The organism is Bryocella sp. (genome assembly GCF_058498515.1).
In genome coordinates this window covers 73467-89983 of record NZ_JBMHYI010000021.1, presented here as the reverse complement: position 1 = coordinate 89983, position 16517 = coordinate 73467, and the positions used below count along the sequence as shown (strand labels likewise).

Sequence of the window (16517 nt, the reverse complement as noted above, 5' to 3'; positions counted from 1 at the left end):
CGCTACGGCTTCTCGACAAACGTCGCATGCTCGCTCGCCATCGACGAGTCACCTACCCAAACGTCGAAGGCGCCCGCCCCCTCATGCCAGCCATGGTCGGCAGCGCTCCAATAGCGCAGGTCTTCCGCCTTCACGGGGATCGTGATGATGCGGGTCTCGCCAGGCTGCAGCGTGATGCGCTCGAAGCCCTTGAGCTCGCGCACCGGCCTTGCGGCGAGGCCCGCGCGCTGATGTACGTAGAGCTGTACTACCTGGTCGCCGGTGACGTCGCTCTCGTTGTGCAGCGTCACGCTCGCGTTCAGCGTGCCGCGGGCGTGCAGTTCGCCACCTGAGAGTTGCAGGCCTCCGATGCCGATCTTCGCGTAGCTAAGGCCATAGCCGAAGGGATAGAGCGGAGCGTTGGAGCCATCCCAGTACATGGTGTTGCGATCATGGGGAATCTGGCTCTCGGTGGGGTTGTAGTAGAGCGGCTCCTGGCCCACGTTGCGCGGCCATGTGATGGGCAGCTTGCCTCCCGGGTTCGCATCGCCGAAGAGCAGATCGGCGACAGCGTTGCCACCTTCGGTGCCGGGGTACCAGGCGTCGAGGATGGCGGGCACATGCTGAGCAGCCCACGTGATGGTAAGCGGCCGTCCCGCGAGGAGCACCAGCACCACGGGTTGACCGGTAGCCACCGCCGCCTCGAGCAGCTTCTCCTGATCGCCCGGCAGATCGAGAGACTGGCGTGAGGCACGCTCACCGTTCATGCTCTGCAACTCGCCCATCACTAGCACAGCAGCATCGCTGCGCTTGATGGTGTCGATCGCCTCCTGGAACGCCGCGTCCTTCTGTTGTTGAGTGAGCAGTGTTGGCTTCGGACTATGGAACTGCGCGTCGAAGATGGATTCGTCAGGTCGCTCGAGCTCGACACCCTTCGCGTAGCGCACATCGATGCTCTTGCCCACCTTCGCTCGCAGGCCCTCGAGGATCGTCACCGTGTCGTCGTAGTGGCCGGCGAGGCTCCAGGAGCCCATCGTGTCGGCCTTCGAATCGGCAAGCACTCCAACCACAGCGAGCGAGCGGATGCTGCGGTTCAGCGGAAGGGTCTTGTTCTCATTGCGGAGCAGGACCGCGGTGCGCTCTGCGGCAAGCTTCGCAGCATGTCGCTGCTCTGCCGAGACGAGCTCGCGCTCAGCCGCTCCCGCTGGTGCATAGGGATGCTGGAAGAGCCCGAGCCTGTACTTTGCTTCGAGGATGCGGCGGACGGCGTCGTTGATCGTCACCATGCTGACCTTGCCCGATTTCACATCCTGTTCCAGATGATCGATGTAGTCGTGCGAGGTCATCTCCATGTCGACACCCGCGTTCACTGCTCGCGCCGCGGCGTCCGTATGGTCCACGGCGTAGCCATGGGTCACGAGGTTCGGCACTGTCTCCCAGTCGCTGACGACGAAGCCCTGAAAGCCCCACTGCTTGCGAAGCACATCCGTCAGCAGCCATTTGTTCGCGCTCGCAGGGATACCGTTGAGGTTCATGTAAGCGGCCATGAAGGTCGCCGCTCCGGCCTGCTCGGCCGCATGGAACGGAGGCAGGACCACGTTCTGAAGCAGATTTTCGCTGATCTCCGACTCGTCATAGTCGCGCCCTCCCGCGACGAAGCCATAGCCGGCGAAATGCTTCACGCTGGCAAGGATGCTGTCCGGCGCGCCGAGCTTGTCACCCTGGAAACCCTTCACCTGCGCTGCCGCCATCTTCGATCCAAGGTACGGATCTTCGCCCGCGCCCTCCATGATGCGACCCCATCGGCCGTCGCGCGCAATGTCGACCATGGGCGCGAAGGCAAAGCGCACACCCACCGCGCTGGCCTCACGCGCGGCCATATGCTGTGCGTGTTCGGCGACGGAAGGATCCCACGATGCAGCCATCGCGAGAGGGATGGGATAGATGGTGCGGTAGCCATGCACGACATCGAAACCGAAGATGAGTGGGATGTGCAGCCTCGTCTCTTCGACAGCGATATGCTGCAGCCGATCAATCTCCTTTGGATCGCGCACGAAGAGGAACGACCCCACCTGCTCCTTGCGGATGCTCTCTTCATGCGGAATCACGGGCGGGGCATGCTGGGCGATCTGCGACATCTGCCCGATCTTCTCCGCCAGCGTCATCTTCGCCATCAGGCCGCTGACGAAGCGATGCATCGCGGCGTCGCGATCCTGTGGCGCCTGCGCGCCGGCGAAGGGCGCAGCGAGGCACAGAGCGAGCGCCGAAAGTGGGATCGTACGGAAGAAGTCGTACCTGCAGACGGCCCGAGTGAGATTGCGAAAAGGGGGCATGAAGAGGAGCAACTCCGTGAAGGAGAATCGCAAAGCTTTCCCATGAGGCAACATGCGCACAGTCATTGTCAACAAAGGCGGCGACAAAATCCTTCTAGACAATCGGTTGTCTCCAGATCATGGAACAGACTTCGAGCGAGATCGACAGAGACGCGACCGAGACAGCCCTGCTTCGGCGGACTTGATCGACGTAAAAAACAGGTGCTGCCTTTGTGCCTGGGGCACGAGGACAGCACCTGTTGTGTCGTACTGATTGGTGGTTACTTGAGGTCGGCAGTAGCGGTCTTCAACACCTCCACTTCGCGCTCGATCGCCGCGGAAGTGCGGGCGATCTCGTTGTCGACGATCGGCCAGTCCTTCTGCTCGATCGCTTCGCGAATCGCGGGCAGCGTCTTCACGCCGTAGCCGGTGTAGAAGCCGGGAGCGTAGACCATGTTCTCGAACCACGGACGGTGCGGGAGGCCCTTGCTGTCGGTAAGAGCGTGCTCCGCCTTCATCAGCTCCATGTTCACCTTCGGATCAGCCGAGGTGGCGTGGGCCGTCGCGGCCTTCTCATACGCCGCCGCGGCAGCCGTCAAGTCATCCGACGCCTGGTCCAGGGGAGCGAAGTTGAAGTACGGAGGAACCGTGTCGACGGCCGGTGGAACGCTGATCTTCTTCGGGTCGGCTGCCGCCTTGTACGCCCCCTCGGAGAGGTTCGCGTTGCGCTCCTTGATCTGCGTGCGCAGCGTGGTTGCGAGCTTCTCCACCTCACCCACGTAGCCCTTGATGGTCTCGGCTTCGTCGGTGAACTGGAACGGAATCACGTCGGCGTCGGCCATGCGCATCATCAGCGTGCCGCCGGTCTGCGCGAGGGCTTTGCCGTAGGCGAAGTCCGTGTCCTGGAAGTGCGTGTACCAATAGAAGTCGTCGTAGATGGAGTGGTATTGCCCGCCGCCCTCGTCCTCGCCACCGTAGCCGATGTTAGCGCTGGGGATGCCGAGGTGATCGATGAAGACGGTGTAGTCCGAGCCTGAGCCCAGAGCGCCGATGCGCGTGTCAGCGCGGTTGCGGTCTTCTGCGCCGCCTTCGCCACCGCCACGGCCTGCACGGACGCGGCCTGCCATGCGGACGCGCTGCCATACCGGCATGTGGGTTTCAGGATCGTCGACGTCCTTGACTACGTTGTTGATGAAGTTCTCCAGCGAATGCGCACCCTCGGCACGGAAGAAGCCACGGCTGTTGCCGTCGGAGTTGAAGTACGCCACGGCGTGCTCCTTGAGCTCCTTGGCGTGGTACTCCGCATACTCGGTCGAGCCGAGCAGCGCGGGTTCTTCACCGTCCCACCACGCGTAAATGATGGTGCGCGCGGGCCTCCATCCCTGCTTCAGCAACTCGCCGAGGCCACGTGCCTCTTCGAGCTCAGGGCTTGCGCCGGAGATAGGATCGCCTGCGCCGTTCACCCAGCCATCGTGATGGTTGCCGCGGATTACCCACTGGTCCGGATACACCGCGCCGGGGATCGTCGCGATGACGTCATACAGCGGCTTGCGGTCCCAGTTGAAGGACACCGCGAAGTGCGCCTTCACCGTGCTGGGGCCGGTCTTGTAGGTCAGCGGCAGAGCGCCGCGCCATGACTCCGGCACCGTCTGGCCGCCGAGAGCCTCGAGGAAAGGCGTCGCGTCCGCGTAGGAGATCGGCATCACCGGAACCTTGGTGATCGTCTGGACCTTGTCCAGCGGGATCAGACCGGTGGTGCCCTTCTTGGCACCGACTCCCGGCGACTGTGGATCGCCCGGATACACAGGCATGTCCATCACGGAGCCACGCTGCACGCCATCCGGCGGACGCATTGGGCCTTCGGGGTAGATGGTGCCGCGCTCGTAGCCGTCGTCCTTCGGATCGGAGTAGATGAGGCAGGCCACCGCGCCGTGCTCAGCGGCGAGCTTGGGCTTGATGCCACGCCAGGTCTGACCGTAGCGAGCCAGAACGATCGCACCCTTGACCGAGACTCCCATCCGCTCGAGCTCTTCGTAGTCGGCAGGTGCGCCGTAGTTTACGTACACCACCGGCGCGGTCACATCGCCGTCCCTGGAGTACGCGTTGTAGGTAGGCAGCGCCTCGTCCTTCTGGTTCGACGTCGGATCGACGGCGATTGCGGGCTCCTGGAGCTTCGCCGTGAAGGGCTTCGGCCCCAGCAACTCGAGCTTGCGGGATTTCGGAGTCGGGAAGAGTGCCTCGAACTCCTCGATCTTGGCATCGAGGCCGTAGGACTTCAGCTGCGCGACCATCCACTCGGCATTGTCTTTGTCATAGGGCGAGCCAACGTGGTGCGGGCGGGCGGCGAGCCGGCGCATGTTCTCGCGCAGGCGGTCCTGTTCGGGAAGTGCGCGGAACTTCTTCTCCCAGTCGATCTCAGCAGTGGAATGTTCCGCGGAATAGCCACGAAGCGGGGCGGGCTGCATCGGTGCGACCGCATACGCGGCCATCGACATCGTCAGCAGCAGGGCACTGTACTTACGCATAACAACTCCTCAATGAGGTTGCTTGAATCGTTTTGTGAAGAAGTCGGCAAACTGCTACTTCAAGAGGGAGAGAGCGATGAGGAGGGCGTTCTGCGGCCCCTTCCAGGAATCGGTGATGTCGTCAGTCTCATTGAGCGAGTGGGCTCCGGCGTCCTTGCCGCCACCGCCGATGGTGATGGCCGGAATGCCGAGATGCATGGGCACGTTGGAGTCGGACGAGCCCGCACCGTAGCTGGCCTCGCCGAAGCCCAGCGCTTTGACGGAGGCGGAGGCAGTGGTCACGATGGGCGAATCGAGCGGCGTCTGGCCGGCGGGACGCACACCCAGCGTCTCCAGCTTGACGGTGATCTTGCCTTTCCCCCAGCGGGCGTTCTCGTCATCGACACCCTTCTGCACAGCGGCCTTGAACTTCGCGTCCATCTCATCGAGCGACTTCACGTCGGGCGAGCGCTCATCGAACTCGAACCAGGCTTCGAAGGGAATCGAATTCACCGACGTTCCGCCGCCGACCACGCCTTCGTTGAAGGTGGTACGGGGATCCTTGGGCGGAACGATCTGATCGATGTATGCGATCGCACGGCCCATCGCCGCGATCGGATTTACGAGCCCGAAGGCACCATAGCTGTGACCACCCGGGCCACTGAAGGTGACCTTGTAGCGATAGCTGCCGACGCCGCCATTGCTCACGCGGTCCGCTTCACCCGGCTCGATCGAGATAAACTCGTCGATCTGACCCTTCATCGTGGTGCCGAAGAGCTCCTTCATGCCTCGCAGATCGCCCAGGCCCTCTTCGCCGACGTCGGCGACGAAGGTGATGGAGCCATTGGTCTTCAGGGCGTTCTTCTGCATCGCGTTGATGACCGAGAGCAGCGCGGCCAGTCCGCGGCAGTCGTCACCGATGCCGGGCCCCTTAAGCAGGTTTCCGGTGCGCGTCACGTGCACGTCGGTGCCTTCGGGGAAGACCGTATCGAGGTGAGCAGCCATGACGAGATGCGGATGCGCCTGCGCGCCAGGCCTGTCCCCGAGGACGTTCCCGGCCTTGTCGATGCGCACGTTCTGCAGGCCCGCGGCCTTGAAGAGCCTCGCGAGCTCGGCACCCTTCTTGTCTTCGTGGAACGGCGGCGCGGGAATCTCGCAGAGACGAATCTGCTCGTCGACGAAGTGCGACTCGCTCTCCTTGATCGTCGCCATCGCCCTCTGAACCTCAGGCTTGGCAAGGATCTCAGTAGGCGTCTGCGCGGCGGCTGGCGACGTAACGGCGAAGAGAGGGGCGAGGGCGATACAGCAACCAGCCGCGACGGCGCGGCGAGTGGCTTGCTTCTGACTTCCAAGAAACATGCGGGACTCCGGGAGATCCGGCGGGAGTCCGGCGAGCCACGGGTGGACTCTACCGTCACACAGCGCCGGGACAAGACAGGCTGGAAGACTCGTTGCGAGAGCGTAGGAACCCGAAGCGTCTACCTCTCGCGCCGGCGAAGAACACTGCAGAGACACGGCGGCGAGGAAAGCAGAGCGAATGGGCCCGCCGCTCCCCTTGATTGCGTGGCGCCAGAAGGGTGGTGCCGGTTGCTGAAGCCAGTTTCCTGGCTCCGGTTGCGTGACACCGCATGTATCGCGATAGCATCGGTTGTAATCACAGTTTCATCGAGTGTCAACCCTGCTCCCCTGCGCGAAGGCCCTGCGCCGGTGCACCGAACGCGCATCTGCCGGTGCGCCGCACCCGCGTATTTACTGGCCTTCGCCGCTTAACCTCAGCACCCAAACCACGAGGGATTTCTTTTATGAAGCGTCTGCTTGCCCCCTGCGCCATGCTCGCCCTTGCTCCCGTCACCTGGGGGCAGTCTTCCGTCTCTTCCCACAAAGAGCTGCAAAAGCTCGTCGATGAGCACGCGCAGCAGTGGAAGGATGTCTCCAAGCAGGTGTGGGACAACGCCGAGATGGGATATCACGAGACCAAGAGCTCCGCTCTGCTGCAGAAGAACCTCAAGGAGGCTGGCTTCTCTATCGAGGCCGGTGTAGCCGATGAGCCAACAGGCTTCATCGCCAGCTATGGATCAGGCAAGCCGGTCGTTGCCATTCTGGGCGAGTTCGACGCCCTGCCGGGCCTCTCGCAGAAGGCCGTTCCGGATCGCGATCCCGTCGTCGACGGCGCTCCGGGCCACGGCTGCGGACACAACCTGCTAGGCGCCGGCGCCGCGCTGGCTGCGGTTGCCGTGCGGCAGTACATGGTCGAGCACCACATCGCAGGGACGCTGCGCTACTACGGGACTCCCGCGGAAGAGGGCGGTTCCGGCAAGGTCTACATGGTGCGCGACGGGCTGTTCAAGGACGTCGACGTGGTGCTGCAGTGGCACCCGGGCAACGCCAACGTCGTCGCGAATGGTGGAGCCCTGGCCGTTGATTCCGCGAAGTTTACGTTCCATGGCGTCGCTGCGCATGCGGCGATGTCTCCCGACCGTGGCCGCTCGGCACTGGACGCGGTGATGCTGATGGGCACGGGCCTGGAATACATGCGCGAGCACGTGCCCGCGACGACCCGCATTCACTACATCATCACCAAAGGTGGGGCGGCTCCGAACATCGTCCCCGACCTGGCGCAGATGGACCTGATGGCCCGCAGCCCCTTCAACCAGACCCTCGCGGGGGTATGGGAGCGCATCCTGAACGTCGCCAAGGGTGCGGCGTTGATGACCGGAACAACCCTTGAGGTGACGGACATCGGCAGCGACGCGAACATCATCCCCAACGATGCATTGGCCCCGGTCGCGCAGAAGAACCTAGAAGAGGTCGGCGGCTACACCATGACGGCCGAGCAGAAGGCCTTCGCGCTCGAGCTGCAGAAGTCGCTGAACGCGGAGAGCATCCCGCCGCTGGACATCACCGAGAAGATCCAGCCGCTGCACGTCTACGACCCGAACCAGCCTTCGGCCTCGACCGACGTAGGCGACGTGAGCTGGAATGTGCCGACGATCGGCTTCTCGACGGCGACCTTTGTGCCGGGCGTGGCGGCCCATTCCTGGCAGGCAGCCGCCTCAGCTGGCATGAGCATCGGTCAAACGGGCATGGTGGTCGCGTCCAAAGCCCTTGCTTTGACCGCGATCGACCTGTTCACCACCCCCCAGCTGGTGGCAGACGCCAAGGTTGACTTCGCCAAGCAGACGGCAGGCAAAACGTACAGCTCGCCGATCCCGCCGGGACAGAAGCCGCTGATCGACTACCGCGGCAAATAGCTCAAACAAAGATAGATAGGGGGCGGAGGGGATAACCTTCCGCCCTTTTTCTATCCCTCTGAAATAGCGCATATCAGGAGACGGAAAAAGACCAAATGTTGGTTGCACAGGGAGCAAAATCATAGTACATTCACCACATCGTCACAAAGCAGTTTTCCTCCACTGAAGTCCGAAGTGTCCTTCTCCGGACATTCGGCACAGCGCCAGTCCCTACCCGCTGAGGGCGTCGTGTCGGAACTTTTGTAGTCGATGTCGCTGGCTGTCTCGTTCAAGACTGACCGCTTCACAAACCTGGTGTACGTACCCCGCTGTATCACTTTTACTTCAACATTTTGGCCATTTCGTCCTTCGTCCGGTGGACGCAAAGGGAAAGGTTTTCTCTCGATGGACCGATTCTCATCGCTATATCGCCGTATCTCCTGTGCAGTGCTGCTCGCAGCATTGTGTGTGGCTGGCGCAGGCTCAGCCAGAGCCCAGTCCGCGAATGCCGGTGTCATTACCGGCACCGTAACCGATCCCACCGGGGCCGTCATCCCGGGCGCCACGGTCGTGGTGTCCGATCCGAAGTCGGCTACCACGCGTAACACCGTCAGCAACAAGGACGGCCTGTTCATCCTTCCCGATGTTCCCCCCGGTACGTACGACGTCAAGGTCACCAAGCCCGGCTTTTCTACCGATGAGATTCCGGACCTGACCGTCAGCGTCAACACCCAGTCAACCGCCAACTTCAAGCTGGCGGTTGGTGCGGAGAGCACGGTCATCTCGGTCGAGGCTTCCAACGCCGACCTGCAGACGATCAATGCCACTACAGGTCAGACGGTTGAACCGGCTCTGGTCAATGCACTCCCGGCAATCGGTCGCGACGTGGCCACGTTCGTCACGATGCAGCCCGGCGTTTCGCCGGCTGGCTATGTGGCAGGTACCGCGCAGGACCAGGCGAGCATTTCGCTCGATGGCGGCCAGAACTCCGCCGACATGGACGGCACACAGGGCGTCTACACCTCCAACAACCTCGGTTCCACCACGGGCGGCTTCCTCGGCGCTGGCGCTTCGGGCGTGATGCCGATGCCTCAGGACTCGGTCGAAGAGTTCAAGGTGTCCACTTCAGGCCAGACGGCGGACTTCAACAACTCCACCGGCTCCAGCTCGCAGGTCGTCACCAAGCGCGGCCACGACCAGCTTCACGGCACGGTCTACGAGTACTACCTGGACAACACCTTCAACGCCAACAGCTGGCAGAACAACTTCCCAGGCACCGGTTATACGGCCAAGCCCAGCTACCACTTCAGCCGCTTTGGCGTTGCGGCAGGCGGACCAGTCCTTCCCAAACTGCTAGGAGGAAAGACCTACCTGTTCGCCAACTACGAAGGTTTCCGCTATCCGGCGGCTGCCACGTATGAGCGTTCGGTTCCTTCGTACAACTTCCTGCAAAACGGCCAGTTGACCTTTGCTACTACCACAACCACCGCACTCCCTGGTTGCACCTTCGTCCCCACGACCGGGAATAATGGAAACAGCGTTTGCTCCAGGGCGCAGCTGAACGCCGCCGATCCACGCGGCGCCGGTTCTGGTAACAGCTTCGACCCGACGATGCAGAGCTTCTATGCCAGCCAGCTCCCAGTGGCCCCTGCGAGTTCCAACGGACCGACCGGCGGCGATGGTAAGTCCTACTACGGCACCTTCGATTCGAGCTGCGGGTCCCTTTCAGCGGCATACTGCGACGGCGTCAACACCGTCGGGTACCGCGCCAACATCTCCATTCCACAGAGCTCCAACTTCCTCGCTACCCGCATCGATCACGACTTCGGGGACAAGTGGCATTTCATGGCGACTTACCGCTACTACAACCTGCAGAACGTCACCAGCAACCAGGTTGATATCGGCGGCCGCATCGGTACCGACAAGCTGGGCGTACCGACGGCCCTCACCCCGCGTCCGCAGCAGCCATGGTTTCTGGCCGTTGGCATGACCACCAACATCAGTTCCTCGCTGACCAACGACTTCCACTATAGCTACCTGCGCAACTTCTGGCAGTGGAAGGGCGCTGGCGCTCCTCCGCAGATCTCGGGTGCGGGTGGTGTCGTCGAGCCCCTCGGTGAGAGCTCCGCGACCACGGTTCTCGCTCCGTACAACGTCAACGCGCAGAACATCCGTACCCGTATCTGGCTGGGCAAGGATAACTTCTTCCGCGACGACCTCACAAAGATCAAGGGCAACCACGTCCTGCAGGCTGGCTTTCAGTACCAGCACAACTTCAACTATCACCAGCGCACCGATAACGGTGCCAGCATCAACTACACACCGACCTACCAGATCGGCGATGCAGGCGGCGGTGGCAGCGTTACATATAACGGCACAGGTGCTGGCAATGTCGGCGTCCCTTGCACGGCCATCGGCCTCAACTGCGTCGGTGCTGGCACCCCCGCGTATGCTCGTATTCTCGATACGTACTACGGCATCGTGACCGACACGCAGGTGGCCAACACCTACACCAACAACGGCGGCGTGCTCACCCTGAACCCGGCTGCAACTCCCATCGGAGCCCACACCACGATTCCGTACTACAACATCTACGCAACGGACACCTGGAAGGTGAGCCCGACGCTGACCCTCAACTACGGCATCAGCTACGCCATCGAAATGCCGCCGCATGAAGCGAACGGCAACCAGGTGATGTGGACCGATCCCTCCGGCAACGAGCTGAGCACCGACAAGTGGCTCGAGAACCGGTACACCGCAGCCTCCAACGGCACCGTCTACAACCCATTCTTCGCCTTCGCCCTGCTGAAGAACGTCGACGGCGGCGGACGCAAGTATGCCTACAACCCCTACTACGGTTCGGCCAGCCCCCGCATCTCGTTCGCGTGGAACCCCAAGTTCGAGAGCTCCGGCATGAAGGCCCTCTTTGGCGACGGTGCGACGGTCATCCGAGGCGGCTACGGTCGTCTGTATGGCCGCATCAACGGCGACCTGCAGGTGTTGAATCCGCTGCTGAGCCCGGGCCTCATCCTGGCGACGCAGTGCAAAGGCGCACAGTCATCCACCACTGGATCGGGCGGTTGCAACCAGAGTAACTACAACGAAACTACGGCCTTCCGATTCGGCACCGACGGCACCTCGCCCGTCCTCGCATCGGCTGCGCCCCCCACCAACCTCCCACAGCCCTACCGTCCCGGTATCGACGGCCCTGGCGTTTCGATCGCTTCGCCGCTCGATCCGTCGCTCCGTCCCAGCTATGCCGATACGTTCAATCTGTCGATCCAGCGCCAGATCGGACATCGTCAGCTGCTCGAGGTCGGTTACATCGGCCGCTACATCAACCACGACTACATCATGAAGAACCCCAATCAGGTGCCCTACAACCTGACGTTGAATGGCCAGTCCTTCGCGCAGGCTTATGCTGCAGTCGAATCGGCCATGGGTTGCACCTTGAGCGCTGCCGCTTGCAAGTCGAGCGCCACGCCCACCGTGTCGGCTCAACCGTTCTTTGAGAAGGCCCTAGCGGGAGGATCCATATCTACTTCCACCGCCAGCGCTGCCGGAAGCTATACGCAGGCACTCGTCAACTCGAAGGTCAGCAACTTCCGCGCCCAGCAGGTCTTCTCACTCTGGCAGGCGCTTGACACCGGTATCTTCAACCCCACCACCGTTCCCCGCTCGCTCGCTGGTACTGCAACCGGCAACACCACCTACGGCTCGGCTGGACAGACCGTCACCGGCATCAGCATCGGAACACCCGACGGCTGGGCTAACTACCATGGCGGTTACGTCTCGTACAAGATGAGCAACTTCCACGGCATCACGCTGCAGGAGAACCTGACCTGGAGCAAGGCGCTCGGCCTCGGCACCTACAACCAGTCCACGTCGTCCATCACGGCGCAGGACTCGTACAACCTGCAGAACCAGTACGGTCGTCAGAGCTTCGATCAGAAGTACATCTTCAACACCTTCCTGGTTTACACGCCTGAGTGGTACAAGGGGCAGGAAGGCATCATCGGCCGGCTCGCCGGCGGTTGGACGTTCGCGCCGGTAGTCACGGCGGGGAGCGGTCAGCCTCTGGTCTGCACCACCAACAACAGCGGTCAGAACTTCGGTGGTGAAGACGGTTCGACCTTCACCGACAGCGAAACTTGCATCTTCTCCAAGTCGCTGCCGGCCATCCAGCACACCTACCGCGGCGTTACCGGCTCTAGTGTCGGTACTGCCGTCAAGGGTTCGGGCTCGGCTGCCGTCAACATGTTCGCCAACCCGGACGCGATCTATGCTCTCGCTCGCGCTCCGATCCTCGGCTACGACACCAAGGACAGCCTTTCGAGCACTATGTCCGGTCTTGGCTACCTGAACCTCGACTTCAGCGTCAAGAAGGAGATGCGCATCTGGGAGAAGTACAGCGTCGAGTTCTCGGGCGTCCTGATCAACGCCATGAATCACCTGGACTTCGCGAACCCCAGCCTCAGCCTGCAGAGCACGACGGCATGGGGCGTCACGAAGACGCAGGGTAACAGCCCGCGCGCCATCCAGATGGGCCTTCGCGCCAACTTCTAACTCAACGCAACACAAACCCGGCGGCGCTGGAGGATATCCTCCCGCGCCGCCTTTCTTTGGTACGCGCAAACTCTCGCCTAAAGCGATCTCGCAGCAGGCTTACGCCTGCCCCTCGAAAGGACCGCCTCCTTTCGCCAATCCCAGTGGTTTCACTTCAACGCTGAAACACCTACGCTAGGCACAGAATGCAAGGACTGAACGTCATTCCATGCTTCAGGAGGTGGACGTGCCGGCTCAACCAATCCATCGCGGCGGGCTCGCGCCGTGGCAGCGTCGTCGCACCCTCGAGCTCATCGAGCTCCATCTGCGAGGCGATCTTCGTCTCGCCCGGCTTGCCACCGAATGCAGGCTCTCCACCAGCTATTACTGCCGCTGCTTCCGCGTGTCCTTTGGCACGTCCGTGCATCAGTTTGTCATTGGCAGGAGGGTGGAGCGGGCCAAGGATCTGCTGCTGCGCTCGTCCCTCGCGCTCGCCGCGATCGCGGCTGAAACCGGCTTCTCCGACCAGGCGGCGTTCAGTCGCACCTTCGCAGCGAGCGTCGGAACTTCCCCGGCACGCTGGCGCACGCAACACGGTTCCGAGCTTCGAGGATATGCGGGACTTCGGCGGCAGCCCCTCGAAATATTTGAGGTCAGGTCAGCATCACTTCATCCCATGAGCTAGCCTGCTTCAGGTCTGCGAGGCGGCTCGGGAGTCGCACCGGACTCCCATTTCATCTTCCGTCGCCGGAAGAACCAACAGAGTGACGCCCACAATCTGGGCCACGGGCCAACACCATACGAGTCCTTATGGATAAGCCATCCGCAGGCAACAGCGAAGCGGCCGGAAGATTCCCGGCCGCTTCGCTTCGTTCTTCGCAGAGATCTTCGTTACGCCTTGCGGGTGGTCTCGAAGAGGAACCATGAGCGGCGCTGTGTCTCGTCGATCCAGTTTTCGAGCAGGCTCGCTGTGGCCACGTCGCCGGTGTCGTCGCACAGGTCATGCGCGGCGCGCATGCTCAGCGTGAGCGCCTTGTTGTCCTCGTGCAGTTCGGCCAGCATGTCCTGGGGGGTTACGAAGTCGGCGTCGTTGTCGAGGATCCGCTGCAGCTTGGAGATCTGACCGATCGAGCGGATGGTGGTGCCGCCGATCTTACGCACGCGCTCGGCGATGTCGTCGGTCATCGCGAAGATCTGATCGCCGTGCTCGTCCAGCAGCAAATGGTAGTCGCGGAAGTGCGGTCCGCTCATGTGCCAGTGGAAGTTCTTGGTCTTGAGATAGAGGGCGAATACGTCTGCCAGCAATGCGTTCAGCGCGCCGCTTAGCTGCTGCACTGCCTCCTTGGGCAGGTCGGAATGGACGTTCAAGGGCGACTTTTGTAGTGCGATCTTCTCGCTCGTTGTAGACACGATGCTTTCTCCTTCTTGCGTGATGGCCCGCAACCAGATGGCAGGCCAGTTGAGATGTTCCGGTCCCGACGTTTTACCTCCGTTAGATGTCGCGAACCGGCACGTAGTTCCAGCAAAGGCACTCCTAGCAATACACCATGTACGTGAAAGCTCGGATAGACCCAAAAGAGTAGGCGATCATCGGCTGATCGACAAATCAGGCGCGATTTTGCGTGAGCCTGCGTACCGCATCCGCCGCTACCACGTGAGGCAACGTAATGGTCTGGGAAAGCCTCCATGTACTGGACAGGGCGAACGGAATGTCCCTCTTGCACGCACATGCTGAAACACAGGAGATATAAGAATGCAGTCGGACAACAATGCAATTTCCCGGCGAAAGCTCGTCAGCCATCTCGGAGCGGGCATCACCGGTGCAGCTCTCAGCGCAGCCCTTCCCCTCGAGGGACAGGCGACGGGAGGTACAACCGCCGCGCCCTTCGTCGATCCCACAACCAAGTACCCGAAGCCTCCGTATCCGGGCCAGTCGCAGCCCTGGCCGGGCCTCGCGAGCAAGATGAATCCGCGCCCGGACCATGGTGAGACCAGCTATAAGGGCTCGGGGCGTCTGGCGGGTCGTAAGGCGTTGATCACCGGCGGTGATTCCGGGATGGGCCGCGCGGCGGCGATCGCCTACGCGCGTGAAGGTGCGGACGTCGCGATCAGCTACTACCCGACGGAGGAACCTGATGCCAAGGAAGTCATCGAACTGATCAAGGCGGAGGGACGCAAGGCGATTCCGCTACCCGGCGATCTGCGCCAGGAGAATTATTGCAAGGAGCTGGTCGCCAAGGCCGTTGCGGCCTTGGGAGGACTCGATATCGTCGTTTCGAACGCGGGGCGTCAGCAGCAATGCGAGGACATCCTCCAGCTGACGACGGAAGCATTCGATGCCACGATGAAGACGAACATCTATGCGCCGTTCTGGATCATCAAGGCAGCGGTCCCGCATCTGAAGCCGGGATCCTGCATCATCGGCACTACGTCGGAGCAAGCGTATGACCCGGCCGCGAATCTATACGACTACGCGCAGACCAAGGCTGCGACGATGAACTACGTGAAGTCTCTCGCCAAGCAGCTTGGCCCGAAGGGCATTCGAGTGAATGGCGTGGCGCCGGGGCCGATCTGGACACCTCTTCAGGTCTCCGGCGGCGCAACGCAGGCGCACCTCATCCACTTCGGCGAGACGTATCCCCTTAAGCGTGCGGGACAGCCTGCAGAACTCGCGAGCATCTATGTGCAACTTGCCTCCAACGATGCGAGCTACACCACGGGCAACATTTATGGCGCAGGCGGAGGCGGAGGCCAGCCATAGGCCCGCTCCGCTTGTGGACTCAACGGCCGCGGGCGAAGATGTTCCTCAATTCCTCCGGCGGCACTACCTCCAGTTGGGCATAAGTGCACGCCGCCGGCGCTTTGTCGTCACGCCAGCGGCGGAACTGAGCGGTGTGGCGGAATCGATCACCCTGCATGTGGTCGTACGCCACCTCCACCACGAGTTCGGGGCGAAGCGGCTCCCACGCAAGGTCTTTCCCCTGACTCCACCGGCTCTGCGCTCCCGGCATGCGGCCATCGCTTCCCTGCTCTGCCCATGAAGCCCACGGATGATCTCTTAATGCATCGCGGCGGTATCGCGTGAGGAGTTCCACTAGTTCCCTGCGCTTCGCCATCGTGAAGCTTGCACAGACACCGACGTGTTGGAGCCTCCTTTGATCGTCATAGAGACCCAGCAGAAGCGAACCCACGGCATCCTCACCGGACTTGTGCCAGCGGAAGCCCGCCACCACACAATCGCAGTCGCGCTCGTGCTTCACCTTCAGCATGACCCGCTTATCAGGCTCATAAGAGCCCGTTGTTGCCTTGGCCATCACGCCATCCAGCCCTGCGCCTTCGAAGCGACTGAAGCAGTCGAGTGCGGTCTCGCGATCAGTGGTCGACGGTGTGATGTGCAGCGGCGGCTTGGCAGACCGCAACACCGTCTCCAGCCGGGCGCGACGCTCCGAGAACGGCTTCGACGTCAGATCTGCGTCCTCTTCGCAAAGGAGATCGAAGAAGACAACCGAAGCGGGGGTCTGTGCTGAGAGAAGCTTTACACGCGATGCCGCAGGATGGATGCGCTGCTGCAACGCATCGAAGTCCAGGCCGCGCCCTGTAACCACGACGATCTCGCCATCCAGCACGCACCGGGATGGCAGCTGCTGGAGCAACGGCGCGATCAGATCAGGGAAGTATCGGTTCAGCGACTTTCCATCACGGCTCTGGAGAAGAAGCTCCTCGCCATCGCGAAAGACGACGGTGCGAAAACCGTCCCACTTAGGCTCGAAGATCCACGAGCCTTCCTGGGGGATGGCCTCTACCCGCTTGGCGAGCATGGGAAGCAGCGGGGGGGTGAGCACAAGGTCGATAACGAGCCTCCGACGCATCGCAAGAGCCAACGGTTGAAGCGATGCGCTCCTCCGTCTGACTGTGGAGGCCAATCTCTGGTTGCATGCCGCGTGTCG

9 protein-coding genes and 1 riboswitch are annotated in these 16517 nt (G+C 62.1%); of the genes, 4 read left to right on the top strand and 5 right to left on the bottom strand.

The window, feature by feature from the left end:
• Positions 1–2 precede the first annotated feature (2 nt).
• From bglX to AC5E6W_RS06330, 3 genes are all read right to left on the bottom strand, one after another.
• On the bottom strand, positions 3–2312 hold the full coding sequence (gene bglX / locus AC5E6W_RS06340; protein WP_491751422.1) for a beta-glucosidase BglX: 2310 nt from the start codon (positions 2310–2312) through the stop codon (positions 3–5).
• A 260-nt stretch (positions 2313–2572) separates the two neighbouring features.
• Positions 2573–4816: a transferrin receptor-like dimerization domain-containing protein gene (locus AC5E6W_RS06335; RefSeq protein WP_491751421.1), complete on the bottom strand. Its 2244-nt coding sequence runs from the start codon at positions 4814–4816 to the stop codon at positions 2573–2575.
• Positions 4817–4870: 54 nt separating this feature from the next.
• Positions 4871–6154 (bottom strand): M20/M25/M40 family metallo-hydrolase, encoded by a 1284-nt coding sequence (locus AC5E6W_RS06330; protein ID WP_491751420.1) that lies wholly within the window; start codon positions 6152–6154, stop codon positions 4871–4873.
• Positions 6155–6597: 443 nt separating this feature from the next.
• Here AC5E6W_RS06330 and AC5E6W_RS06325 point away from each other — a divergent pair, with 443 nt between their 5' ends.
• The 3 genes from AC5E6W_RS06325 (at position 6598) to AC5E6W_RS06315 (ending at position 13255) form a co-directional block, all read left to right on the top strand.
• Positions 6598–8046, top strand: coding sequence for an amidohydrolase (locus AC5E6W_RS06325; RefSeq protein ID WP_491751419.1), 1449 nt, complete (start codon positions 6598–6600; stop codon positions 8044–8046).
• A gap of 384 nt (positions 8047–8430) precedes the next feature.
• Positions 8431–12591, top strand: coding sequence for a carboxypeptidase-like regulatory domain-containing protein (locus AC5E6W_RS06320; protein ID WP_491751418.1), 4161 nt, complete (start codon positions 8431–8433; stop codon positions 12589–12591).
• A 226-nt stretch (positions 12592–12817) separates the two neighbouring features.
• The gene (locus AC5E6W_RS06315) at positions 12818–13255 is read left to right on the top strand and encodes a helix-turn-helix domain-containing protein (protein WP_491751417.1); all 438 of its coding nucleotides are present in this window, start codon (positions 12818–12820) and stop codon (positions 13253–13255) included.
• Positions 13233–13346: riboswitch (cobalamin riboswitch) on the bottom strand. (Overlaps the previous gene by 23 nt.)
• 115 nt (positions 13347–13461) lie before the next feature.
• Here the strand turns inward: AC5E6W_RS06315 and AC5E6W_RS06310 are convergent.
• Positions 13462–13980: a Dps family protein gene (locus tag AC5E6W_RS06310; protein WP_491751416.1), complete on the bottom strand. Its 519-nt coding sequence runs from the start codon at positions 13978–13980 to the stop codon at positions 13462–13464.
• A 343-nt stretch (positions 13981–14323) separates the two neighbouring features.
• On the opposite strand from AC5E6W_RS06310, the gene AC5E6W_RS06305 reads away from it, so the two are divergent.
• A complete protein-coding gene (locus tag AC5E6W_RS06305; RefSeq protein WP_491751415.1) occupies positions 14324–15331 on the top strand; it encodes an SDR family oxidoreductase in 1008 nt (335 codons plus the stop codon).
• 19 nt (positions 15332–15350) lie between these two features.
• Here the strand turns inward: AC5E6W_RS06305 and AC5E6W_RS06300 are convergent, their stop codons facing one another.
• A complete protein-coding gene (locus AC5E6W_RS06300; RefSeq protein ID WP_491751414.1) occupies positions 15351–16439 on the bottom strand; it encodes an ATP-dependent DNA ligase in 1089 nt (362 codons plus the stop codon).
• Positions 16440–16517: the final 78 nt, after the last annotated feature.

Excerpts from the sequence above, each read along its gene's own strand:
- bglX (WP_491751422.1), bottom strand. The coding sequence starts at position 2,312 with ATGCCCCCTTTTCGCAATCTCACTCGGGCCGTCTGCAGGTACGACTTC.
- AC5E6W_RS06335 (WP_491751421.1), bottom strand. The coding sequence starts at position 4,816 with ATGCGTAAGTACAGTGCCCTGCTGCTGACGATGTCGATGGCCGCGTAT.
- AC5E6W_RS06330 (WP_491751420.1), bottom strand. The coding sequence starts at position 6,154 with ATGTTTCTTGGAAGTCAGAAGCAAGCCACTCGCCGCGCCGTCGCGGCT.
- AC5E6W_RS06325 (WP_491751419.1), top strand. The coding sequence starts at position 6,598 with ATGAAGCGTCTGCTTGCCCCCTGCGCCATGCTCGCCCTTGCTCCCGTC.
- AC5E6W_RS06320 (WP_491751418.1), top strand. The coding sequence starts at position 8,431 with ATGGACCGATTCTCATCGCTATATCGCCGTATCTCCTGTGCAGTGCTG.
- AC5E6W_RS06305 (WP_491751415.1), top strand. The coding sequence starts at position 14,324 with ATGCAGTCGGACAACAATGCAATTTCCCGGCGAAAGCTCGTCAGCCAT.
- AC5E6W_RS06300 (WP_491751414.1), bottom strand. The coding sequence starts at position 16,439 with ATGCGTCGGAGGCTCGTTATCGACCTTGTGCTCACCCCCCCGCTGCTT.